We start from the raw sequence: 23,332 nt of genomic DNA, 5'->3' as shown, positions 1-23,332 counted from the left end.
TGGGCGCTGCTGCGTGACGGACGGGTCTTCACCGCCGCCCCACCGGTCACGCAAGCGGCTTGACTTCGTCATTGAGACTCCCGCCCAAAGCCGCTTCACCGGCCGCGAACGTACCTGATCGCCCAGCAGTCGGGTCAGCCGAGGACGCGGGACCGACGGCAATAATCCGCTTATGGAGCACGGAGCATCAGGGCACAGAAAGATCACTGAGGCCCGCGCGAACAGGGCCCCCGGACGGGTGGTACGCATCGATTTGGATGATGGCCGATGCGCCTTCGGAAGGCAGCTCACTGGCGTGTGTGTCGAGTTTTACGACCTGGCCGGCAGGCCCGGAGCGCCTGTCGATCTCATCGAGATCGTTGCTGCACCCGTCGCCTTCAAGGTCTGGGTCATGGATGCTGCATTTCGCCGCCGTGGCGGCTGGGAGCTGCTCGACGTGGTGTCCCTGACCCACGAGGAACATACCGAAGTCCGTCTCTACAGCAAGCAAGATCCGCTCAGCGGCAGCATCACGGTCTATCGAGTCGATCCGGTCACCGGGGCCGGCAGCGAGACGCCAGCGACGTTCGAAGAGTGTCAGAAGCTGGAGCGGGCTGCTGTCTGGGCCCCTGATCACATTGAACACCGGCTACGGGACCACTTCGACGGCCGTCCGAACAAATGGGTGGAATCGTTGCGCCTGAAGCCGTGACGCCAAGGCGCGCACCCAGTAGCCCCATGGCGCTCGCGCAAACGAGCACTGGGCAGCCCTGGTCCCCTGCGTGCCCTACCCGTGCCCGATCAGGCAGTGAAGAGCGGGGAATCACGGGGAACCACGGTGGCATAGCCGCTCACCCGCAGGTCAGCGACCTCGCAGCTCAGCAGGCACCCGCATACGGGGTCTTCCGGACTGGGGCTCTGGGTGACTGGGGCCGGACGGTCCTTCCGCGGCCGGCTCGGCTGAGTCATCGACAACACGACGCTCAGCGAATGAGCGCGAGGGATGGTCTTGCGGTGGGGTCCGTATAGAGGGTGTGTGAGGACGTGGGCGCCGTCATGTGCGTCGGATGACCAGCACGGCCACGTCGTCGAGGTGGTCTACCGCGACCGCGGCGTCGAGGATGCGGTCGGCGGTCTCCTCGGCGTTCAGTCCGTCGTGGAGGGCCGCGCCGGCCAGTGTTCCGGCTCGCTCCAGTCCGTCTTCCAACGTGAGGCAGGGTCCTTCGACCACGCCGTCGGTGACCATGACCAGCGCGCTGTCCTCGTCCAGGGTGAAGGTCTCCTCGCGGTACTCGGTACCGGGCACGACTCCCAGGACCGGCCCGCCCGCCAGCTCGCGGATGCTGTGGCTGCCGTCCTTGCGCGCGTACAGCAGCGGCACGTGGCCGGCGCTGGTGCCGGTGACCCGTCCGTCGTCTGGGTCGACATGCAGCAAGGTGCAGCTGGAGAATCGTGCCGCGCCCATCGTGACGAGCAGTTCGTTGGTGCGCGTCAGCACGGTTGCGGGATCCGGTTCGTGGGCGGCGATCGCGCGCATGGAGGCGCGCACCTGTCCCATGGCTGCGGCGGCGTCGACGTCGTGCCCCTGGGCGTCGCCGATCTCGAGGGCGATCGCGCCGTCGGGCGTGACGAAGGCGTCGTACCAGTCTCCGCCGATGTCCAGCCCGTCCCGGCTCGGTCGGTAGCGGGCGGCGACCTCCAGGCCCGGGAGGTGCTCGGGCAGTGTGGGGAGCATGGTCTGCTGGAGCGCGGTGGCCAGCTCGACTCGTGCCTGCTGCAACCTGATGCGCCGCAGTGCCTGGCCTGCCAGGTCGGCCAGCGTGCCCATGAGGGTCCGCTCATCCAGGGACGGCCGGTGTCCGCTGCCGTAGGTCACCAGCCACGCCCCGAGCGGTTGATTGCCGGTCTCGCTGAGGGGGGTGATGGATGCGGTGTAGTCGGAGCCGAGTCGGCTGAGCCTCGGATATTCGGCCCCCTGTGGCCAGCGGCGGATGTAATCCTCCCGGTCGAGGATCAGCTGCGGCTTGCCGGTGCGGATCGCCTCGGACAGGGCGCTTGGATGGTCCAGCGGCAGGCCGTGAATGACGTCGACCTCGCACATGGCTATCCCGGCATCGGTGGAGACACGGAGGCGGCCGTCGTCGACGAGCGCGAGCAGGGCACCGGTGGCGCCGAAGGTTGCGGCGAGCCGGGTCAGGGCGATTTGCTGCAGCTCCTGCTCCGTGGCTGCGGTGATCAAGGCGGAGGAGAAGTCGGCGATGTCTTTGGCGCGCTGTCGCTCGGCAGTCAGTGCGGCCTGCGCCTCCTCCTTGCGCTTCTCCTGCTTGGTGTCGTCGCGGACCATTCCGAAGATCCGCTCGGGGCCGCCGTATCCCAACTGGATCCGGCGGGCCTGGGCGGCCAGTTGGTGCCAGCCCTCGTGCTGGGGGAGGTACCGCAACCTCACCCAGGAGGACTGGGCGGAGGCCGAGCGCAGGAGCTGCAGCAGGGCCTCTCGGTCGTCAGGGTGCACTGCCGATATCACTGTGGAAAGTGAAATAGTGGGATCCGGAAAGAGCGTGGCCAGGGCGGGTGCGCCACCGATCCACTCCAGCTGGTGCTCATGGGGCGAATACATCCACAGGCCGAGGTGGGCGGCCGTGGTGGCCATCCGGAACGGGATCAGTAGGCTGGCCAGGTCGTTTCGCGCGTCCAGTGCGTGCACCCAGACCAGTTGCTCGTCACTTGCGGGATCCTTCACTTGCTGCGCCTGGATCAAGCAGGCAACGGGTGCTCCGCCTGGCCCGGGGAAGTCCAGCACCCGCATCGCGACCGTCTTCGTCCTGGCGGCGTGGGCCACGAGGCTGTCGGCCGACATCCGCTGGCTTGCGGGCCACAGATCACCGAAGTCACATTCCAGCAACTGCTCACCGAAGTCACGTCCCAGGCACTGCTTCGCCGGCTCGCCCAGCGCTGTGGCCATCGCAGCGTTGAGGCTGCGGATGGCACCGTCCATCGTCAGAAGAGCCGCCGGGTCAGCTCCTCGAAGGAGTTCGTCCGAGGCGTCCATTGTGACTCCCTGGCAAATACCGAAACACCTCTTTTATCATCTTCGCGCATTTTGCCACGATGTGTCGGTAAAGCAGCGTGTCTGGCCGGCTGCGTCGAGTGACGACGGCAGGGAACCCGCTGGAAACGGTGGACAGCCGCCCGTGAAGAGGGGCGACGGAGCGCGGTTGCGGTACAGCAGCGGAGTACAGCAACCCCAGCAATGGTCCATGGTCTGCAGCGTCCCCTGGAGACTTCAACGCGACCGCTATGGCCGCTGTTGACCGCTCCACATAGAGCTACGGATCAGAAGGTTGCAGGTTCGAATCCTGCCGAGTGCACAACAGACCAGAGGCCCTGTGGAGAGATCCACAGGGCCTCTGACTTTGCCTTGACGGCAGTGTTTGACGGCAACGCCCGGAGGCCCATCGGCATCGTGGTCGGAGGACGGGTCGAGCCGACGGATGACCACTGGGGCGAGACCGCGATCATCCGCCTTGACGCAGACTTCCCCGTCGAAGTGGTCCAGGGGCTTGAGGAGTTCTCCCATCTCCTCGTCGTCCGGCACTTCCACAAGGCATCCCCCGACGACGTCGCACTGCACGCCCGCAGCCCGCAGAACAACCCGAAGTGGCCCGTCACAGGCACCTTCGTCCACCGCAACCACCGCCGGCCGAACCAACTCGCCGAGTCCTTCCCTCGCCTGCTCAAGGTCGACGGCCTAGACCTTCACGTCGCGGACCTCGACGCCATCGACAGCTCGCCGATCTACGATCTGGGCCCGTACTTCAAGGAGATGGGTCCTCGCGGCGAGGTACGAGAGCCCAGTTGGCCAGGCGAGATGCTTGAGGACTACCGGAGCCAGCCGCAGCCTTGGCCGCAAGTGTCACCAGCCGGGCCGCCCAGGCACGCAGGACTGACCCCTGGGACGTTGCAACCGTCTCCGCTTTCCTGTGCCGAGGCCCGCCACACAGGAGTCAGCTGCGGATGTGGGCCCCCTCCCGGTGCTCACGCCAGGGGCCACCCCGCTTCGGCGTCCGGTCAGGGAGCAACGGCTCAATTCGCGCCCACTGCACATCAGTTAACGGCACACCCGGCCCAACGACCGACTGATCCAAACGAGACTGCCGGCCCACTTCAGTCCACCTAGGATCAGCGCGTGAAGCTGGAGAAAGGCTGACAAGCGTGCGTGAGGAGTTGGCAGGGCAGCTACGGCAGCTGCGCGACCTGACCGGACGAAGCCTGCGGGAGCTGGCCCGTGACGTCCACGGCAGCAGCTCCTCGCTGTCGCGCTACTTCTCCGGCCAGGCCGTTCCACCCTGGCCGACGGTGGTTGCGCTGTGCAAGGCAGCCGGTCGTGACCCCAGGGCGATGCGTGAGGTGTGGGAGCGGGCCAAGGACGAGCCCCAGACGAGCATCGCCGCCACTGCGCCGGTGCGCAACGACCTGCCACATGACATCACCGCCTTCACCGGGCGCCGGGAGGAGCTGGCCGCCCTCCTCGGCGCCGCGCGGAACACGACGATGGTGACGATCGACGGCATGGGCGGGGTGGGTAAGACCGCGCTGGCCGTACACGGCGCGCATCTGCTGACCGCCGACTTCCCCGGTGGCCAGCTCTACCTTGACCTGCACGGGTTCACTCCGGGCCGGGAGCCGGTTGAGCCCGCGGAGGCGCTGCGTGTGCTGCTGGCCGCGCTCGGGGTGCCGCCCGGCAGGATTCCCGAAGGAATCGCCGAGCGGGCCGCGCTATGGCGGTCGGAGCTGGCGGCGCGGTGCGCGATCGTGCTGCTGGACAATGCCGCCGACGCCGATCACGTGCGCGATCTGCTCCCCGGCGCCGGCCAGAGCTTCGTCGTGATCACCAGCCGCCGGCGGATGGTGGAGCTGGATGGCGTCCAGCCGATCTCGCTGGACGTCCTGCCGACCCAGGAGGCGGCGGAGCTGTTCGTCCAGTCGGCGGGCGGGGCTCGTCCTGGTGATGTCGGCGAGGTGCTGCGCCGATGCGGGAACCTGCCGCTGGCCATCCGGGTGGCCGCCGCGCGTCTGCGGCACCGGCCCGCGTGGACGCTCGACACCCTGGTGGAACGGCTGCGCGAGGGCGAGCTGGCGGTGTCGGACGTGTTCGAGATGTCGCTGCGGCAGCTCGACTCCGCCCAGCGGCGGATGTTCGGGCTGCTGGGGCTGGTACCAGGCGAGGACATCGACGCGTACGGCGCGGCAGCCCTGGCCGGGATCCCGCTGGCCAACGCCCGTTCCCTGCTGGAGGACCTCGTTGACGTCCATCTGCTGCAGGAGCCGGCGGCGGGCCGTTACCGGATGCACGACCTGCTGCGGCAGGCCGCCCGTGCCGAGGACGCCGCGGCGGACCCCGGACCTGCGACCGCCCGGCTGGGCGACTACTACCTGAGGGGCATGCTGGCCGCGAAAGAGGTGATCGAGCTGGTCGTCGTCCCCGTGCCGGTCATCGTGTCGCAGCAATCTCCCGCGCTTCCCGACTTCTCCCATGACGGAGCCCTCGACTGGCTGGACACCGAGTGGGCCAACATCACCGCGACGTTCTCGCTCGCCGTGGAGCTGCGCAATGATGCGTCGGCGGTCGGGCTCGGCCAGTTCGCCTTCGTGATCTCCCTCGGGCGGCGCGGTGGCATGGCGCAGGTGTGCCGCGGGCTTGAGGTCAGCATGCCTGCCGCCGAAGCGCTCGGCGAGCGACGGGTGCTCGCCTCTCACCGGTACTTGCTGGGCGCCGCGCTCATGCGGGTGGGCCGGCTGGAGGAGGCGGTGCCAGAGCTCGAAGCGGCCCGCGTGCTGATGGCGGCGGAGGACGACATCGTCGGCCAGGCCCTAGCCATCGAACAGCTGGCGGAGGTCCGGCTGTACGCCGCTGACGCCAAAGGCGCCATCGAACTCCTACGCCAGGCGACCGGACTGGTGCCACCCCGCGAGGCCGCCGTCCGCGTGTACATAGGCGCACGCCTCGGGCGGGCTCTGGTGCTGCTGGGAGAGCACGGCGAGGCCCGCGAGGTCGTCTCGGACCTGCTCGGGACCGCGCGCGAGCTGGACCGGCAGAAGGAGCGCATGTGCCTGGACGTGCTCGGCCGGGCGGCACTCGGCCTGGGTGACGCCCAGACCGCCCTCGACTTGGCTGAGCAGGCCGTCGCGATCAATCGGGAGACACGCCATCCGGTCTTCGAGGCCATCAGCCGCACGGACGTCGCCGTGGCCTTGCGCCACCTCGGTGCCACCGAGGAGGCAACGGCCATGCACGCCGAGGCCATGCTGATTCTCGAAGGGGCTGGTGAGCCGCATCGGATGGTACGCAGCCTCCTCCCCTACGCGGAGGCATGCCTGGCCACGGGCGATCGGGAAGCCGCGGCGCGGCACTTCCAGGCGGCGCTGGAGATCGCCACCGCGCACGGCGTCAACTATCTGGTGTCGACGGCGCGTACGGGTCTGGCCCGGGTGTCCTGAGCCTGTCCCAGGGGTGGCGCAGCTGTCCCGTCCCGTCCCGGAACACCCGAGAAGCAGCCGTCCGCTAGCGTGACAGCGCAGGTCAGCCGGGTATCGGTGGGATGCCATCCGTCCCGGAAGGCGCGGCATGGGTTGTCCCGGACAGGCCGCCGCGCCGAGGCTCTTCGCCATGCACACAACGCCTTCCCTGCTCGCCGAACTGGACGCGCTGCCCGCCCGGTGGGAAGTGCAAGGGACGCTCGCCGCGCCCGTCGCAGCGGTCGCCACGCTCCTGTTCACCGTTGCCGAGGGGCGGGTCGGCGATGACAACCTGCTGGTCCTGGCCCGGGCTTCGGCTGCTCGACAGGGGGCGATGACTGTTGTTGCCGGGTCCGGCGCCGGCGCCTACCGTGCCGAGCTCGCCGGGCCGGTGGAGCCGGTGGACATCCAGGTGGACCGGGCCCGGTCCAGGATGGCGGTGCAGAGCTGGTACGCCGGGGTGCACGCCGTCACCGCCTGTCCCGCAGGCACCCTGGTGACCCATCGTGTCCACCGGGTTCTCCCCGGCCATCCGGGGTTCGCGGCCGGGATCGCTGAGATCGACCTGCGTGCCCGCATGTCACGCGACCTGCGGCACGTACTGGGTGTGATTGCCGACCGGCTCGGCTGCTGACAACTTGCTCTGGCCTCAAAGTCGGTCGCCCGAGCGGGAGTTCCCGTCGGACGACGCGGCCTGAGTGATCCACATACCCCCGGCGCGAACAGGACCGCGTCCCACCATCCGTGCGTTCGATCAAAGGAGCACACATGCCCATCGCCCTCGCCGACCAGCACGACGGCTTCTCCAAGACAGGGCTGCACAGAATGCGCGACGTGCTGGCACGGCATGTCGAGTCCGGGAAGATTCCCGGGCTCGTGGCCCTGTTCAGCCGGGGCGAAGAGACGTACGTCGAAGCGCTCGGGACGGCGCGTCACGACGGTGGGGCGCCGATGCGCCGGGAAACGATCTTCCGGATGGCCTCGACGTCCAAGCCGGTCACGATGGCGGCGGCGATGGTCCTGCTCGACGAGTGCAGGCTGCGGTTGGACGACCCGGTGCAGGAGTGGCTGCCCGAACTCGCCGACCGGCAGGTGCTGAAGCGTATTGACGGCCCGCTGGACGACACCGTGCCGGCGCGGCGGCCGATCACCGTGCGGGACGTGCTGACCTCCACGTTCGGGCTCGGCATGGATATGACGGTGCTGGGCACTCCGATCATGGGCGCGGTCTTCGAGCAGGGGATCACGCCCAATCTCCCGGTGCCGATGCCCGAGCCGGACGAGTGGATGCGCCGCCTGGGCACACTTCCGCTGATGCACCAGCCCGGCGAGCGCTGGCAGTACCAGATCAGCAGCGATCTGCTCGGCGTGCTCGTCGCCCGGGTCACGGGCCAGTCGTTCGAGTCGTTCCTGCGGGAGCGCATCTTCGATCCGCTGGGGATGAAGGACACCGGTTTCCACGTGCCGGCCGACCGGATCCACCGGCTGCCGCCGCTGTATGCCCCCGACCCGGAGACCGGTGAGTTCCATGTGTGGGACGAGGCCGAGGGGGGACGTCACAGCGCGCCTCCGGCGTTCCAGGGTGGCGGCGGCGGACTGAACTCCACCGCCGACGACTACCACGCCTACTTCCGGATGCTGCTCAATGGCGGGATGCACGGGAGCGAACGGATCCTGTCCCGGGCCGCCGTCGAGCTGATGACCACCAACCGCCTCATGCCCGAACAGCAAGCCGCGCGACACGAATTGGCCACCAACAACGTCCATATCTCCTTCGGCCAAGGCCAGCACGGCGGTTGGGGGTTCGGGATGGCCGTACGCACCTACCGTGGTGACTACGCGCCCATCGGCCAGTTCGGCTGGGACGGCGGAAGCGGCACCTCGACGTACGCCGACCCGGACAACCATCTCACCGGCATCCTGCTCACCCAGGTCGGGACGTCCGTCCCGGACCCGGTGCGGCTCATGCACGACTTCTGGACCACGCTGTACCAGGCAATCGACGACTGACACCGAGCCGGCGTCCCGGTCACGGTAGGCCCGCCCTCAACCCGCTACGCCAACGGTCAGCCCCATGGCGGCCGAACCGTCGATGTGCCCGCGAGGTCTGCTCCTGGCCCTGGCCCTGACTGCCAAGGTCAGGTCGCCCGAGGGTGAGAGATCCCCTCGGACGATCCCGACCCGAGCGATCCGGATACTCCGGGCACCACAGGACCGCATTCCCGCATTCACCATCCGTCCGTTCAACCAAGGGAGCACACCGCCATGTCCATCACCCTTTCGGGCCAGGACAAGAACACCCTGCGGACCGCCGCGTACGGCGCCATCTCGCTGCTGGCCGCCGCTGACGCCACCGGCTCGCCCCACAAGATCGCCACCGAGGGCTCCATCGCCCTGTCCTCCGCGACTGGCCTGGTCGGGCACGTGCTCGCCGAGAATCCGCGGGGCGCGGACCTGGACAGTAAGTCCGTAGCCGCAATCGCCGACCAGGTGCTGCCGGCCCTGACGCAGGCGATGGGCCTGCTCAAGAAGGCGGATCCGGCGGAGGCCGACAACTTCCGCAGCACCGTCCTGGTCGCCATCGAAACGGCCACCCGGGCCCGCAAGGGCGAGCCCAGCCCCACCCTGACCGACATGACCCGAAAGATCACCGCGGCCCTCGACGCCGCCGGGGTGGCCACCGCAGGCAGCGGGCCGGCTCGCTGAGCTCGGCGTGGCCCGTCCACCTGCTCGGCCGTGGGCGTGCGTGGCCGCGGCCGTCGCGGACCGCGCCGGGACCGCGGCCCCGAACGCGCAGGGCAAGGTCGAGCCCCCACCGCAGCGTCCGCGCGTCAACGAGCCCGTCACCTGGCAACCGCCGTACGACTGGGTCGACAACACCCGCTGGCCCGGCCCCCCGACCACGCTCACCCAGGACAACCCTGGGCGTTCGCCCGAGTGCAACCGCGTCGTGCATCAGTTAACGGCACACCAAGACCAACAACCGACTGATCCAAACGAAACTGCCTAGGCCGCAACACTGATGGCAGTCGTGATGGCAACGGCGGCACACAGAGGCCCGTGATCGCCAACCTGAGCGACCAGAGCAGGAGGCCTCCGGGGCCCCTCGCAATGCGGCGCCCGATCCTACGGATCAGAAGGTTGCAGGTTCGAATCCTGCCGAGTGCACACAGGCCAGAGGCCCCGGACGATGAGTCCGGGGCCTCTCGCGTTGGGCCGTACAGCAGCGAAGTACAGCAACCTTGTCAGCCGGTGCCGCCCATCGCGTCGGACAGCTTGCCGATCGCCTCGCGCACTTCTTCCTCGCTCGCTTCGGCGTGTACCTCCATCGTCATGCCGATCTGTGAGTGCCGCAGGATGCGCTGCGCCACCTTCGGGTGGACCTTGAGCGCGACCAGGAGCGAGCTGCACGTGTGGCGGGTGTTCCGCAGCGGGATGGCCCGGAGGCCGGCACCTGCTCGACGAGCGCGGGAACTTCGTGCCGGGCGTCGTCGGTCGTCAGTTCCACCACGACCTCGACGGCGAGCTCCTCTCGGCCGTTTCATTCGGGGCTGGTGCGAAGGAGGGTCGAGCCGAGGTACCCAACGGCGAGCAGTGCGACTTCCAGATCGGTTTGCCCTTGCTGGACCGGGTGTCCAAGGCTTTCCTCGGCTTTCCGAATGCGGTACTGCACGGTGTTCTTGTGGAGAATTTGAGTGCTGGCGGTGGCGGTGTAACTGCAGCCGGTGCTCAGGAATATCTCCACCGTCTCCCGAAGTCGTGCGCTGTGCTCGTCATCGACGGCCAACGGACCCAGGACGCCCCACACCCAAGCGCGCATGTCGTCGATGTTCGTAGCCATCAAGGCGATGGGAGCGACGGTGGAGAATTCGGTGAACTGGGGGGCTGGACTGGCCGCTGCCGCAAGTTCCTGCGTGCGCAATGCCTGCCGATGCGTGGAGCGGAATCCCTCGATACCGTACCCGACGTACCCGACGTACCCGACGTACCCGACGTACCCGACGTACCCGACGCACCCGACGCACCCGGCGCACACGTGCACGGAAGGATCGCTGCGCTCGACGACATTCGACACCTGTTTCCAGGAGACGTCGCCGTGCGAGCCGAACGGCAGCCAGGCCCAGGACGCAATTGCATCTCGGGGGACGAACAGCGGCCTGGCGGGACAGCCCAGCTTCTGGGCGATCTCGTTGGTGATCCGGTCGAGTCGAGCAAGTCCCTCACCCCCACCCGTCAGTGTGGGCAACCAGGCCACCAGCCCGACGTGATGCTGTCGGAGCCGGTAACCAAGGGCTGGTTCGGCCCAGTTGAGGTCGACGTCCTTCTCGGTCAGGATGTCTCGAACGCGCGCGGCGCGCGCGGCGGTCTGGCTGAGCAGCCAGTGATCACGTTCCTCTTGGTAGACCACGATGACATGCTCGGTCACGCGGTCGATGTAACCGAAGCTCACCTGCAGCATGCGCCGGTTGGCCGCGGCGGCGATATCCTCGTCGGCGTCCTGTCGGTTGAGTTCGTCCAGACACCAGTGCAGAAAACGCCAGTGGCCGATCCTGTAGGCCCTGGCCATCGCACTGAGGGGGATACCCCGCTGAGCCAGCCTCCTGGCGTACTCATGAGCAGCTGCAGGCCCCTCGATCTTGTCCAGAGGTATGTCGTTCTCGAAAATGTGCAGCAACGTAGGACATTTTCCGCGACGCTCGCCTGCAGGATTTTGATGACGGTTGCGTCGTCCCTGAGCTCCGGGATCTGGGCAAGAACGTGCTCCCCTATGTCGCGGCTGACCTCCGTGAGGTGTGACCCCACGTTCTCCGCGACCACGGAGAGTTGTTTTGCGGCCTCTGGATGCTCCGCAGCCATACCTCAATCCTACAGAGTGGTTCGTGATCTATCCGCTGCTACGGGACGCGAGGGGCCCGACTCAGGAAATCCTGTGCGATTACGGCGGGCGGAATGGTCCATCGGCACCAATTCCCATCCGAAAGTCCTTTTGTGGCCCAGTGGTTGTCGTGCGGTCCACGCCTGGCCCCTGGTTACTGACGGGACCTTCTTACGGCAGCGGAGTACCGCAGCCACAGCGACCGCCCCGTCCGCCAACGTCTCTTCGGGGCCGCATAGCGGCCGGTCTCGTCCACCCCCAGTGCGTCGTCCACCCGCTCGGCAGCCGCGCGCAGCGCCGTCTGCATCACGTGCGCGTAGGTGTCGAGCGTCATCGTGATCGTGCTGTGCCCGGGCGTCTCCGTCATCGTGCGAGCGTCGATGCCCTGGGCCGGCAGCAGCGAGACGCACGTGCGTCGAAGATCGTGCACCCGGACCCGCCGGACAGGTCCCGACCAAGCAGCTGCACCGCCCTCTCGGTACCGTGCCGCGGAGGAGATCGATCGAGGCAGGGGTGGGCGTGGCCAGTCGCGGGAGTCAGCGGTCGCGAAAAGCGTGCACGAGGGCTGCTCTGGCGGCCTCAGTCCTCTTCTCGGCGGTGGCTTGCGGAGTTCCTGAAGTCGACATCTCGGCCGACGAGCTCGCTGGGAGCTGGTCCAACCCGGCCGGGGCCTCCGTTGAGTTCAAACGTGACGGGACCTTCGCAGCCACCGGGCTCGACAAGACCGAAGCCGCCGTGGTCTGCGACAAGATCAGTCAGAGTCAGCGCGGCACCTGGGATCTTGCCGTGCCCACCGAGGATGCGGACAGCCGTACAAGTGACGTCAGAGCGGACCACGGACGGTTCGCCGACGTCACCATTGATGGCAGCGCCTGCGAACTGGAGTTCAACGTCTACGGAGACCCGGAGAGCCCCATCGTCTGCTTCACCGGAGACATCTTTTCCGAATGCACGGTTGAGGAAGGGTTCCGTCGCGATCGCGGATGAGCCGTCCACGGCGTGCATACGGGTCGAAGCCCCCTCGGGATTCACTCCGTCCCGGAGGGGGCTTCGTCGTGTGTACAGCGGCGAAGTGATGGATCGCCGGGACAGGAAGCGGCCCCTCCACAGCCGTAGGCCGGGGCGCCTCGCGTCACGCAGAGGTCGCGGCGACGCAGAACTCGTTGCCCTCCGGGTCGGCCATCATCACGTGGTGTCCCTCGAACTTCTCCAGGACGGTCCCGCCTGCCTTCGCCAGGCGTTCGGACTCCGCCGTGATCCGCGCCCACCGCTCGTCGGGGCTGCCGTGCCCCGGCACCCGGACGTCGATGTGGAGCCGGTTCTTCGCCGTTTTGGGCTCGGGGACCTTGAGGATGGAGAGGCGAGGGCCGATGCCGTCCGGGTCGCAGAGCCACGCGCCATCGTCTTCGGAGTCGTCCTCCGGCAGGTCGAACTGCGCGAGCCATTCCTCGCGGGTCTTGAACGGAGGAGGCGGCGGCTCGTCGATGTAGCCCAGAGCCGTCTTCCAGAACGTGGCGAGGAGCTGCGCATCCGCGCAATCAAGGGTCAGGGTGATTCTGGCTGCCATGGCAGGACCGTACCGGGCCAGGGTCTGCCGTGCGGAAGGCAAGGCCCTGGCCCGTTCCTTGCTCAGCGCAGGCGTCGGCCGCGGCTCTCCGCCACGCGGAGCGCGGAGTCCAGTGCGTCGGTCAACCGCTCGGCCAGGTAGCGCAGTTCGCCGGTGGGGGCGTCGGGGAGCAGTCGGCGGGCGTGGGCCAGGAGTTCCGTGCCCATGCCGAGGTGGATGGACTCCATGGCGTCGGCCAGGCGGGACACGGGGCCGCCGTGGTCGTCCGTGATCAGGAAGCAGGGCTTGCCCTCAGGGCCGGACCAGGGCAGCAGGCGCGCCTCGCGCGGCGCGTGTTCCAGTGGCCGCTCCATCAGGCCACCTCCACGCCGTGGATCCAGCACGTGCCAGGCGTGTCCCACCCCAGAGTGGCCGGCACAAGCTCACGGCGCCGCGCGCGTTGCTCGTGCGCGGTCAGGTACGGGCGGACCAGCCGGCCCGCCTCCGCGTCGAGCAGGGTGACGTTGCCGATGCCGTACGGGCTGCGGTGGGTGGGGAGGGCGGCCTGCCCACGGGGGTGATGCGTCCGGGGCGGAGGCGAAGGATGCGGTCTGCCGTTCTCCTTGAGCAGGAGGCGCAGTAAGGCGATGAGGCGGCGGATAAGGTCGGTCATGTCGTCAGCTCCTCTTCGGTCGGCTGATGGCCGTGCCCCCGGACGTTTGCCCCGTCGCGGGGGTCACTGCCTTTCGCGCAGATCGTGCGCGGTCTACTGAAGTCTACCGCGGTCGCGCGGTAGACGGCGGTGTTTTAGCGTCCACCGCATGAGCCCGGAGCTTGATCGGACCCGTCCCGTCTGGCGGCAGGTCGCCGCCGCCATCGCCACCCGCATCGCCGACGGCGAGTACCCCGTGGGTGCCCGGGTGCCATCGGTCGTGGAGCTGTCCTCCGAGTTCGGGATCGCGGCGTCGACCGCGCAGAAGGCGCTGGCCCACCTCAAGGCGGAAGGGCTCATCCGCGCTGAGGTCGGCCTCGGCTCGTTCGTCGCCGAGCAGCACGCGAAGCCCGCCGACGGCGAAAAGGCGTAGGGCACAGCCGCACGGGGGCCGGACCATGGCGTGGCAGTGCAAGGGACTGAGCTGGGCGCGTACCCCACCCGTGCTTGTGTGGCGATCCGGGCGGACGAGCACGCTTGCGTACGGGCAGGACATCGCGTTCCGGGCCGTCGGGCAACGACAGTGCACAGGGGCGCGGGGAAATGTGTGCCCCGTCGGGGCCGTCGTGCCGGGGCGGAGTACGGGAGGGCTGTGCCCGGAGTGCGCGCGGCTGGACCGGGCGCACTCGGTGGCCGCCGACACGGTCGCCGACGACCCGCGGCCGTACCGGGTGTATCTGGCCTGGTTCGGGCCGGGGATGGTGAAGGTGGGGATCACCGCCGAGCAGCGGGGTGCGGCGCGGCTGCTGGAGCAGGGTGCGGTGGTGTTCAGCTGGCTGGGGCGCGGGCCGCTGATGGCGGCGCGGCGTACGGAGGAGCTGCTGCGGGCCGCGCTCGGGGTGCCGGACCGGATCCCGTACGCGCAGAAGCGCGTGGTGCGTGCGGCGCTGCCGGCCGGGGCGGACGAGCGGGCCGGGGAGATCACGGAGCTGTACGCGCGGGCGGTCGCGCTGGAGGGGTGGCCCGAGGCGCTGGAGCGGATCGGGTTCGAGGCCGTCGACCACATGGGGGTGTTCGGGCTCGAAGGGCTCCCGGCCGCTTGGGGCGTGGTCCGGGAACTGGTCGACGGCGGGACCGTCGCGGGACGGCTGATCGCCGCCGCCGGGCCCGATCTGCATCTGCGGACCGGTGAGGGGCGGGTGATCGTTCTGGACACTCGCCTGCTCTCCGGATGGGAGCTCGTCGGCGCCGAACGGACCGCCGGCCTCACCGTGGCCGTCGACGAGCTGCCGCACGGCGTCCAGGACGGGCTCTTCTGACCGGCGGTACCGCCGGTCCGCGTACCGCCGCACCGCCGGGTAAAGGCTTGGATCCCTTTGGGCCGCGGCCCTGGACACCGCATCGGCGCACGTCGGAGGGTGTTCGTCATGAGCGATCACCTCGTGGCGGGGATCGAACCGCCCTACTACACCGTCGTGTTCACGTCCCATCTGCAGGAGGACCCGAGCGGCTACGCCGAGACCGCCGCCCGCATGCAGGAGCTGGTCGAGCAGGTGCCCGGCTACCTCGGGTACGAGTCGGCGCGCACACCCGGCGGGCTCGGCATCACCGTCGGCTACTTCCGCGACGAGGAGGCCATTGCCGCCTGGCGGAAGAACCTGGAGCATCAGAGCGCTCAGCGCCGGGGACGCGCCGAGTGGTACCGGCGCTACAGCGTCCACGTCGGCAAGGTCGAACGGGGTTACAGCTTTGAGCGGGAGTGAGGCCGAGGCCGGGGCGGTACGGGCCTTCCGGGAGCGGCTCGGGCTGCCCGGACTCGTCGACGTCCACACGCACTTCATGCCCGAGCGGGTGCTCGACAAGGTGTGGGCGTACTTCGACGCCGTGGGGCCGCTGACCGGGATGGAGTGGCCGATCATGTACCGCGCGGAGGAGGCGCGGCGGGTCGGTGTGCTCCGGGAGTTCGGGGTGCGGGCCTTCACATCGATGCTCTATCCGCACAAGGCGGGCATGGCCGAGTGGCTCAACGGCTGGTCCGCCGACTTCGCCTCCCGGACCCCCGAGTGCCTGCACACGGCGACGCTCTATCCGGAGGAGGGCGTCGAGCGGTACGTACGCCAGGCCGTCGAGGCCGGTGCCCGCGTCTTCAAGTCGCACATCCAGGTGGGGGCGTACGACCCGAACGACGCGCGACTCGACCCGGCGTGGGGGCTGCTCGCGGAGGCGGGGATCCCGGTGGTGGTGCACTGCGGGTCGGGTCCTGCACCCGGCAAGTACACGGGGCCCGAGCCCATCGGCCGGCTCCTGGCGCGCCATCCGCGGCTGCCGCTGATCGTGGCACACATGGGGATGCCGGAGTACTCGGACTTCCTCGACCTCGCCGAGCGGTACGGGGAGGTGCGGCTGGACACCACCATGGCGTTCACGGACTTCAGCGAGCGGTTCAGCCCGTTCCCGGTGAGCGAGCATGGACGGCTGGCGGAGCTCGGGGAGCGGGTGCTGTTCGGGACGGACTTCCCGAACATCCCGTATCCGTATCTGCACCAGCTGGAGGCGCTGGAGCGGCTGGAGCTCGGGGACGACTGGCTGCGAGCGGTCTGTTACGAGAACGGCGCCCGGCTCTTCGCTGTCTCGCCCTGAGCCGGGCCTCGTTCCTGAGCCGGGCCTCGTTCCTGAGCCGGTCCCTGGCCTTGGGCCGGCCCCAGGCCCTGAGCCGATTCCGGCCCCCGAGAGGGTTCTCAGGAAATTCACAGGAAAGGGAAAGGTCGCTCTCACGGCCGGGTCCCAGGGTGGATCACCATGACGACGATCACCTCTCCCCAGGGCCGTACCGATCTGCGCAGGCCGGACGGCAGCCCCGTCCGGGTGCTCGTCGTGGACGACGAGGCGTCCCTCACCGAGCTGCTCTCCATGGCGCTGCGCTACGAGGGGTGGGAGGTGCGCAGCGCCGGTGACGGTGCGGGCGCGGTGCGCTCGGCGCGCGCCTTCCGGCCCGACGCCGTCATCCTGGACGTGATGCTGCCCGACATGGACGGGCTGGCGGTCCTCGGCAGGCTGCGGCGCGAACTCCCCGACGTGCCCGTGCTGTTCCTCACCGCGAAGGACGCCGTCGAGGACCGGATCGCGGGGCTCACGGCGGGCGGCGACGACTACGTCACCAAGCCGTTCAGCCTGGAGGAGGTCGTGGCGCGGCTGCGCGGGCTGATCAGGCGCTCGGGCGCCGCCGCCGTCCGCAGCGAGTCCGTGCTCGCGGTCGGGGACCTCACGCTCGACGAGGACAGCCACGAGGTGACCAGGGGCGGTGAGTCGATCCACCTCACCGCGACCGAGTTCGAGCTGCTGCGCTATCTGATGCGCAATCCGCGGCGCGTGCTCAGCAAGGCGCAGATCCTCGACCGCGTGTGGTCGTACGACTTCGGCGGTCAGGCCAACGTCGTCGAGCTCTACATCTCCTATCTGCGGCGGAAGATCGACGCCGGCCGGTCCCCGATGATCCACACCAGGCGCGGTGCGGGGTATCTGATCAAGCCCGGTGAATGACCGCATGCGCAGGAGATGGTCGCTGCGGACCCGGCTCGTGGTGTCCGCGGTCGCGCTGATCGCGGTCGTCGCGGCCGTCATCGGCACGGTGACGACGGTCGCGCTGCGCAGCTATCTGTACGGGCAGAAGGACGAGCAGCTGCACTCCATCGCCCTGCGGGCGGCCGGCCCGCCGCCGGACGCCCCGCGCGAGCCGCGGTCGCCGGACGACGCGCTGCGGTTCGTCACCGTGGGGGGCGCGCCGCTCGGCACGGTCGGCGTGGAGGTGGTGGCCGACGGTTCGCTCGGCGACGGGGCCGTCTCGACCCAGCAGGACTCGGACGATCTCGGTCCCGAGGTCACGGACCGGGCGCTGTCGGAGGCGGAGAAGTCGGCGCTCGCGGCCGTGCCGCGCGACAACCGCGCGCACACCGTCGCGCTGCCGGGACTCGGGGACTACCGCGTCGAGTACGTCGCCGGCGGCCACGGCACCTTCCTGGTCGGCGTACCGCTCGCCGAGGTGCACAGCACCATCGGCACCCTCGTCGTCGTCGAGATCTGTGTGACCGGGGCCGGTCTCGTCGCCGCCGGTCTGGCGGGCGGGACGCTCGTCGCGGTCGCGCTGCGGCCGCTGCGCCGGGTCGCCGCGACCGCTACCCGGGTCTCCGAACTCCCTTTGCACAGCGGTGAGGTGGCGCTGCACGAACGGGTGCCGGACGCGGAGGCGGATCCGCGCACCGAGGTGGGCCAGGTCGGTGCCGCGCTCAACCGGATGCTCGACCACGTGCACTCCGCGCTGCACGCGCGGCAGGAGAGCGAGACGCGGGTACGGCAGTTCGTCGCGGACGCCAGCCATGAGCTGCGCACGCCGCTGGCCTCGATCCGCGGGTACGCCGAGCTGACGCGCCGCGGGCGGGGCCGCGAGAAGACCGGACCCGACACCCGGCATGCGCTCGGGCGCATCGAGGCGGAGGCGACCAGGATGACCGGCCTCGTGGAGGACCTGCTGCTGCTGGCCAGGCTCGACGCGGGCCGGCCGCTCTCGTACGAGAGCACCGATCTCTCGATGCTTGTCGTGGACGCGGTGAGCGACGCCCGCGCGGCCGGGCGGGACCACGTCTGGCGCCTCGAGCTGCCGGACGAGCCGGTGACGGTTCGGGGCGACGGGGCCCGGCTCCACCAGGTGCTGGTCAATCTGCTGGCCAACGCCCGTACGCACACACCTCCCGGAACGACGGTCACGGCCCGGGTCCGCCCGCTCGACCGCGGGTCGGCGGTCGCCGTCGAGGTACGGGACGACGGGCCCGGCATCCCGTCCGGGCTGCTGCCGCATGTCTTCGAACGGTTCGCGCGCGGCGACGCGTCGCGCTCGCGCGCGGCCGGCTCCACGGGCCTCGGCCTGGCGATCGTGCAAGCGGTCGTCGCCGCGCACGCCGGCACGGTCGGCGTGCGGAGCGTGCCGGGCTGCACGGTCTTCTCCGTATGCCTGCCCGGTGCGGCCACGGCTCACGGCTCACAGACAGCGCACAGCCTCACCACACAGCCGTGACAGCAGCCCCGGCGAGAGTCGGGGCATGCGAACCGACACTGCAACGGGCACCTTGCCGGCACGGGAGCATCTGCCCGTGGGCATGGCGGGCACGCCCGTACTCGACGTGGTCATTCCCGTCTACAACGAGGAGAAGGACCTGGAGCCGTGCGTACGGCGGCTCCACAGCCACCTCGCGCGGACCTTTCCGTACGGCTTCCGGATCACCGTGGCCGACAACGCGAGCACCGATCGCACGCCGCAGGTGGCGGCGGCACTCGAGGCCTCGATTCCCGGGGTACGCACGTACCGGCTGGAGCAGAAGGGCCGCGGGCGAGCCCTGCGGACCGTCTGGGGCGCGTCCGACGCGCCCGTACTCGCGTACATGGACGTCGATCTGTCCACCGACCTCAACGCCCTGCTGCCGCTGGTCGCACCGCTCATCTCCGGGCACTCGGACCTGGCGATCGGCTCCCGGCTCGCCCGGGCGTCGCGCGTGGTGCGCGGCCCGAAGCGGGAGTTCGTCTCGCGGGCCTACAACCTGATCCTGCGGGGCTCGCTGGCGGCGCGCTTCTCGGACGCGCAGTGCGGGTTCAAGGCGATACGGCGCGATGTGGCCCAGCGGCTGCTGCCGATGGTCGAGGACACCGGGTGGTTCTTCGACACCGAGCTGCTCGTGCTCGCGGAGCGGGCGGGGCTGCGGATCCACGAGGTGCCGGTGGACTGGGTCGACGACCCCGACTCCACGGTGCACATCGTGAGTACGGCGGTCGACGACCTCAAGGGCGTGTGGCGGGTGGGGCGGGCACTGGCGGTGGGCGCGCTGCCGCTCGACCGGCTCGCCCGGCCGTTCGGCGACGACCCGAGGGACCGGCAGCTCCCCGGCGTGCCGGGCGGGCTGGCCCGGCAGCTGGTCGGCTTCTGCGTGGTCGGGGCGCTGTCCACGCTCTTCTATCTGCTGCTGTACTCCGTCTTCCGGGCGGGGGCAGGGCCGCAGGCCGCGAACGCCGCGGCGCTGCTGGTGTCCGCCGTCGCCAACACGGCGGCGAACCGGCGGCTCACCTTCGGGGTGCGGGGCCGGGAACGTGCCGTACGCCATCAGGCCCAGGGCCTCGTCGTCTTCGCCATCGGCCTCACGCTGACCAGCGGCTCGCTGGCCGCCCTGGACACGGTCGGCGGCAGCCCCTCGCACGGCACGGAGCTGGCGGTCCTGATCGTCGCGAACCTCGCGGCGACGGTGCTGCGCTTCCTGCTCTTCCGCGCGTGGGTGTTCCCGGACCGGCGGACGGACGCACCTCCGGCGGCTGCCGCGCCTGCCGCACAGCCCGCCGCCCCGCCTGCCGACCCCTACGGCGACGCGACCGTGCAGCTGCGGGCCCTGCCCTTCGGCGATCCGCATGCGACGAGCACGACGACCACGACGACCACGACGACCACGACGAGGACCCGACGATGACGACCACGCCTCACGGCCAGTACGAGCCGTTCACCGCCGCGGCCCATGCGGAGGCCGCACCCGTTTCGGGATCCGCACCCGTCTCGGGATCCGCACCCGTCTCGGGATCCGCACCCGTCTCGGGATCCGCACCCGTCTCGGGATCCGCACCCGTCTCGGGATCCGCACCCGTCTCGGTACCCGCACCCGCCTCGGTACCCGCACCCGCCTCGGTACCCGCACCCGCCTCGGTACCCGCACCCGCCTCGGGATCCGCACCCGCCTCGGTACCCGCACCCGCCTCGGTACCCGCACCCGCCTCGGGATCCGCATCCGTCTCGGGATCCGCATCCGTCTCGGGATCCGCATCCGTCTCGGCATCCGCGCGCGTCTCGGTACCCGCGCGCGTTTCGGGATCCGCAGCGGCGCCCGCCGCCACGCCCGGATGGCCGCTGCCCGGACCCGGCGCCGCACCGCCACCGCCGGCCGGCGCGCCGCCTCGCGCACGGGGTGCTGCCCGGCTGTGGCGCGGGCGGCCCGAGGACGCCGCCTGGGTGCGGCCCGCGCTGCTCGCGCTGCTGCTGCTCACCGGGGTGCTGTACCTGTACGACCTCAGTGCGTCCGGCTACGCCAACTCCTTCTACTCCGCCGCCGTTCAGGCAGGCGGCGAGAGCTGGAAGGCCTTCTTCTTCGGGTCGTCCGACGCCGGGAACTCCATCACGGTCGACAAGCCGCCCGCCGCGCTGTGGCCGATGGCGCTGTCCGTGCGGCTGTTCGGGCTCGGGTCGTGGCAGATCCTCGTACCCGAGGTGCTGATGGGCATCGCGACGGTCGGTGTCGTGTACGCGGCCGTGCGCAGGCGGTTCAGCGCGGCCGCCGGACTGATCGCAGGGGTGGTGCTGGCGCTCACGCCGGTCGCGGCTCTGATGTTCCGGTTCAACAACCCGGACGCACTGCTCGCGCTGCTGATGACCGTGACCGTCTACTGCGTGCTCCGCGCCCTCGAAGGCGCCCGGACGACGTGGCTGGTGTGGGCGGGCGTCGCGGTCGGGTTCGCGTTCCTGACGAAGACCCTGCAGGCGTTTCTGATCCTGCCGCCGCTGGCGCTGGTGTACCTGGTGTGCGCGCCGACGACCGTACGCCGACGACTCGGCCAACTCGCCCTGGCCGGAGTGGCGTTGCTCGTGTCAGGCGGTTGGTGGGTGGCCGTCGTCGAGCTGTGGCCGGCGTCCTCACGCCCGTACATCGGCGGCTCGCAGACCAACAGCTTCCTGGAGCTCACCTTCGGCTACAACGGCCTCGGCCGGATCAACGGCAACGAGACGGGGAGTGTCGGAGGCGGAGGCGGAGGCGGCGGCGGGCAGGGCGGCGGCTGGGGCGAGACCGGCATCGGTCGGATGTTCAACGAGAGCATCGGCGGCCAGATCTCGTGGCTGCTGCCCGCCGCGCTGATCCTGGTGGTCGCGGGGATCCTCGTCACCTGGCGCGGCAGGAGGGCGGACACGGCCCGGGCGGCGTTCCTGGTGTGGGGCGGTTCGCTGCTGAGCACCCTTGCGGTGTTCAGCTTCATGGCGGGGATCTTCCACGAGTACTACACGGTCGCGCTCGCCCCGTACATCGCCGCCCTCGTCGGCATGGGCGCGACGGTGCTGTGGGAGGAGCGGGCGCACGTCGCCGCCCGTACCGCGCTGGCCGGCACCGTGGCGGTGACGGCGGTCTGGGCGTACGTACTGCTCGGCCGTACCGAGGACTTCGTGGCCTGGCTGGGCACGGCGGTTCTGGTCGGTGGCCTCGTGGCGGCGGCCGGGCTGCTGTTCGCGGGGCGGCTCGGGCGGCGGCTCGGCCTCGCCGCGGCGGGCCTCGGGCTGGCGGCGGCCCTCGCCGGGCCGGTCGCGTACACCCTGTCCACGGTGAACACCGGGCATCAGGGCTCGATCGTGACGGCGGGCCCGGCGGGCACGCGGGGCGGTCCGGGCGGCGGTGACGATGGCCGTGGAGGTGGTGGCGCGGGGACGATGCCGCCAGGCGCGGCGGGTCGGATGCCCGGCGGCGGCCGGGGTCAGGGTCAGCCCCCTGGGCAGATGCCCGGCATGGGCCAGGGCCAGGCGGGTCAGGGGCAGCAGTCGGGCCAGGGCCGGATGCCCGGCCAGGCCGCACAGGGCGAACGGCCCGGCGGCGCGGGCGCGGGCGGCGGTTTGGGCGGCCTTCTCAACGGCGCGAACGTCAGCTCCGCCGTCGCGGCCAAGCTCGAGCGGAACGCCGCTGACTACACGTGGGTCGCCGCCGCCGTCGGCTCCCAGAACGCCGCCGGTTACCAACTGGCCACCGAACGGCCGGTCATGGCGATCGGCGGCTTCAACGGCAGCGACCCGTCCCCGACCCTCGCGCAGTTCAAGCAGTACGTCGCCGCGGGGAAGATCCACTACTTCGTCGCGAGCGGTGGCGAGGGCGGCGGCCAGGGCGGCGGGCCCGGCGGGAACAGCGAGATCCCCACCTGGGTCGAGGAGAACTTCACGCAGGTCACCGTGGGCGGCACCACCCTCTACGACCTGACCGCCGAGACATAGTCCTCTACGGCGTAAGAGTATTCCTTGTACGGTGTACGGGACCGCGTCCCGTACACCGTACAAGGACCGCCGTCGGGGTGCTCGTCCTCGGTGCGTTCGCGCTGTGGGAGCTGCGCATCCCGCACCCGATGCTGGGCATGCACTTCTTCCGCAACCAGCGGTTCGTCGGTGCGGTCGCGGGCGCGCTGCTCGTCGTCTTCGGCATGGGCGGCTCGATCTTCCTGCTCACCCAGCATCTGCAGTTCGTGCTCGGATACGAGCCGCTGGAGGCCGGGCTGCGCATGGCGCCGTTCGCCCTCACCGTCGTGGTGCTGAACGTCTCCGGTCTCGGCCCCAGGGTCGTGACGAAGCTCGGGACCTTGTTCACGATGCTGGCCGGTATGGCGCTGGTGTCGGGCGGACTCGCCGCCATCGCCCTGCTCGGCGTCGTCGTCCTCGGTGCCGTGCTCAACTCCAGGTTCGCCTCGCTCGTCGCCGTCTCGGCGGCCTCGCTCCCGGCGGCGCTCGCCGCGGCGACGACCCCTGCGGAGAAGGCGCGGATCGCCGATGCCTTCGCCGACAGCCTGCAGACCAGCCGGCTGGTCGGCGCGGTGGCGGTGCCGGCGGGGGGTGTGCTGGCCGCGGTGCTGCTGCGGCGGGCCGAGCGGGGAGACGCACCGCAGGTCGCGGAATAGCATCGGGACCGGGCGGACCGCCCACGCAGGACCGAGGAGG

21 protein-coding genes and 3 pseudogenes are annotated in these 23,332 nt (G+C 70.1%); 16 read left to right on the top strand and 8 right to left on the bottom strand.

Annotated elements, in window-relative coordinates:
• Positions 1 to 172: 172 nt before the first annotated feature.
• Positions 173 to 691 (top strand): Imm26 family immunity protein, encoded by a 519-nt coding sequence (locus tag ACWCP0_RS25460; protein WP_451081094.1) that lies wholly within the window; start codon positions 173 to 175, stop codon positions 689 to 691.
• A 342-nt stretch (positions 692 to 1,033) separates the two neighbouring features.
• Here the strand turns inward: ACWCP0_RS25460 and ACWCP0_RS25455 are convergent, their stop codons facing one another.
• Positions 1,034 to 3,028, bottom strand: coding sequence for a SpoIIE family protein phosphatase (locus ACWCP0_RS25455; protein ID WP_451081093.1), 1,995 nt, complete (start codon positions 3,026 to 3,028; stop codon positions 1,034 to 1,036).
• Between the two features lie 378 nt (positions 3,029 to 3,406).
• On the opposite strand from ACWCP0_RS25455, the pseudogene ACWCP0_RS25450 reads away from it, so the two are divergent.
• From ACWCP0_RS25450 to ACWCP0_RS25430, 5 genes and pseudogenes are all read left to right on the top strand, one after another.
• Positions 3,407 to 3,862, top strand: a pseudogene (locus ACWCP0_RS25450) (TrmO family methyltransferase domain-containing protein); the annotation flags it as partial.
• 329 nt (positions 3,863 to 4,191) lie between these two features.
• A complete protein-coding gene (locus ACWCP0_RS25445; protein ID WP_451081092.1) occupies positions 4,192 to 6,477 on the top strand; it encodes an ATP-binding protein in 2,286 nt (761 codons plus the stop codon).
• A 169-nt stretch (positions 6,478 to 6,646) separates the two neighbouring features.
• A complete protein-coding gene (locus ACWCP0_RS25440; RefSeq protein ID WP_451081091.1) occupies positions 6,647 to 7,129 on the top strand; it encodes a hypothetical protein in 483 nt (160 codons plus the stop codon).
• Positions 7,130 to 7,263: 134 nt separating this feature from the next.
• The gene (locus tag ACWCP0_RS25435) at positions 7,264 to 8,505 is read left to right on the top strand and encodes a serine hydrolase domain-containing protein (protein ID WP_451081090.1); all 1,242 of its coding nucleotides are present in this window, start codon (positions 7,264 to 7,266) and stop codon (positions 8,503 to 8,505) included.
• 255 nt (positions 8,506 to 8,760) lie between these two features.
• Entirely contained in the window at positions 8,761 to 9,201 is a 441-nt protein-coding gene (locus ACWCP0_RS25430) for a hypothetical protein (RefSeq protein WP_451081089.1), read from the top strand.
• A gap of 539 nt (positions 9,202 to 9,740) precedes the next feature.
• Here ACWCP0_RS25430 and ACWCP0_RS25425 read toward each other — a convergent pair.
• The 3 genes and pseudogenes from ACWCP0_RS25425 to ACWCP0_RS25415 all read right to left on the bottom strand — a co-directional run.
• Positions 9,741 to 9,965: pseudogene (locus ACWCP0_RS25425) on the bottom strand (site-specific integrase); the annotation flags it as partial.
• A gap of 71 nt (positions 9,966 to 10,036) precedes the next feature.
• Positions 10,037 to 11,170: a PucR family transcriptional regulator gene (locus tag ACWCP0_RS25420; RefSeq protein ID WP_451081088.1), complete on the bottom strand. Its 1,134-nt coding sequence runs from the start codon at positions 11,168 to 11,170 to the stop codon at positions 10,037 to 10,039.
• Between the two features lie 355 nt (positions 11,171 to 11,525).
• The gene (locus ACWCP0_RS25415) at positions 11,526 to 11,738 is read right to left on the bottom strand and encodes a hypothetical protein (protein ID WP_451081087.1); all 213 of its coding nucleotides are present in this window, start codon (positions 11,736 to 11,738) and stop codon (positions 11,526 to 11,528) included.
• 230 nt (positions 11,739 to 11,968) lie between these two features.
• Between ACWCP0_RS25415 and ACWCP0_RS25410 the strand changes: the two genes are divergently transcribed.
• Positions 11,969 to 12,358, top strand: coding sequence for a hypothetical protein (locus ACWCP0_RS25410; protein ID WP_451081086.1), 390 nt, complete (start codon positions 11,969 to 11,971; stop codon positions 12,356 to 12,358).
• Positions 12,359 to 12,503: 145 nt separating this feature from the next.
• Here the strand turns inward: ACWCP0_RS25410 and ACWCP0_RS25405 are convergent, their stop codons facing one another.
• From ACWCP0_RS25405 to ACWCP0_RS25395, 3 genes are all read right to left on the bottom strand, one after another.
• Positions 12,504 to 12,938 carry a VOC family protein gene (locus ACWCP0_RS25405; protein ID WP_451081085.1) on the bottom strand — a complete coding sequence of 145 codons (435 nt, stop codon included), beginning with the start codon at positions 12,936 to 12,938 and terminating at the stop codon, positions 12,504 to 12,506.
• 62 nt (positions 12,939 to 13,000) lie between these two features.
• Positions 13,001 to 13,291, bottom strand: a complete 291-nt coding sequence (locus ACWCP0_RS25400) for a hypothetical protein (RefSeq protein ID WP_451081084.1) — start codon at positions 13,289 to 13,291, stop codon at positions 13,001 to 13,003.
• Positions 13,291 to 13,590 (bottom strand): hypothetical protein, encoded by a 300-nt coding sequence (locus tag ACWCP0_RS25395; RefSeq protein ID WP_451081083.1) that lies wholly within the window; start codon positions 13,588 to 13,590, stop codon positions 13,291 to 13,293. Before ACWCP0_RS25395 ends, ACWCP0_RS25400 begins: the two co-directional genes overlap by 1 nt.
• Positions 13,591 to 13,738: 148 nt before the next feature.
• Here ACWCP0_RS25395 and ACWCP0_RS25390 point away from each other — a divergent pair, with 148 nt between their 5' ends.
• From ACWCP0_RS25390 to ACWCP0_RS25360, 7 genes are all read left to right on the top strand, one after another.
• The gene (locus ACWCP0_RS25390; protein ID WP_451081082.1) at positions 13,739 to 14,002 is read left to right on the top strand and encodes a GntR family transcriptional regulator; all 264 of its coding nucleotides are present in this window, start codon (positions 13,739 to 13,741) and stop codon (positions 14,000 to 14,002) included.
• 25 nt (positions 14,003 to 14,027) lie between these two features.
• Complete coding sequence (locus tag ACWCP0_RS25385) at positions 14,028 to 14,888, top strand: DUF2797 domain-containing protein (RefSeq protein WP_451081081.1); 861 nt, start codon at positions 14,028 to 14,030, stop codon at positions 14,886 to 14,888.
• A gap of 108 nt (positions 14,889 to 14,996) precedes the next feature.
• Positions 14,997 to 15,332, top strand: coding sequence for an antibiotic biosynthesis monooxygenase family protein (locus ACWCP0_RS25380; protein WP_451081080.1), 336 nt, complete (start codon positions 14,997 to 14,999; stop codon positions 15,330 to 15,332).
• On the top strand, positions 15,319 to 16,209 hold the full coding sequence (locus tag ACWCP0_RS25375; RefSeq protein WP_451081079.1) for an amidohydrolase family protein: 891 nt from the start codon (positions 15,319 to 15,321) through the stop codon (positions 16,207 to 16,209). The genes ACWCP0_RS25380 and ACWCP0_RS25375 overlap by 14 nt, the downstream gene beginning before the upstream one ends.
• Positions 16,210 to 16,368: 159 nt before the next feature.
• On the top strand, positions 16,369 to 17,109 hold the full coding sequence (locus ACWCP0_RS25370) for a response regulator transcription factor (RefSeq protein WP_451081078.1): 741 nt from the start codon (positions 16,369 to 16,371) through the stop codon (positions 17,107 to 17,109).
• Positions 17,110 to 17,113: 4 nt separating this feature from the next.
• Positions 17,114 to 18,637, top strand: a complete 1,524-nt coding sequence (locus ACWCP0_RS25365) for a sensor histidine kinase (RefSeq protein ID WP_451081077.1) — start codon at positions 17,114 to 17,116, stop codon at positions 18,635 to 18,637.
• A 25-nt stretch (positions 18,638 to 18,662) separates the two neighbouring features.
• Positions 18,663 to 20,072 carry a glycosyltransferase gene (locus ACWCP0_RS25360; protein ID WP_451081076.1) on the top strand — a complete coding sequence of 470 codons (1,410 nt, stop codon included), beginning with the start codon at positions 18,663 to 18,665 and terminating at the stop codon, positions 20,070 to 20,072.
• Between the two features lie 10 nt (positions 20,073 to 20,082).
• On the opposite strand, the gene ACWCP0_RS25355 is transcribed toward ACWCP0_RS25360, so the two are convergent.
• Positions 20,083 to 20,640 (bottom strand): hypothetical protein, encoded by a 558-nt coding sequence (locus ACWCP0_RS25355; protein ID WP_451081102.1) that lies wholly within the window; start codon positions 20,638 to 20,640, stop codon positions 20,083 to 20,085.
• Between ACWCP0_RS25355 and ACWCP0_RS25350 the strand changes: the two genes are divergently transcribed.
• A complete protein-coding gene (locus ACWCP0_RS25350) occupies positions 20,573 to 22,618 on the top strand; it encodes an ArnT family glycosyltransferase (RefSeq protein WP_451081100.1) in 2,046 nt (681 codons plus the stop codon). The genes ACWCP0_RS25355 and ACWCP0_RS25350 overlap by 68 nt on opposite strands.
• Positions 22,619 to 22,689: 71 nt before the next feature.
• Positions 22,690 to 23,292 (top strand): annotated as a pseudogene (locus tag ACWCP0_RS25345) (MFS transporter); the annotation flags it as partial.
• Positions 23,293 to 23,332 lie beyond the last annotated feature (40 nt).

This window comes from Streptomyces sp. NPDC001970 (genome assembly GCF_053594115.1).
Note: the sequence above shows the minus strand (reverse complement) of the source record. Positions and strands in the feature narration are given on the sequence as shown.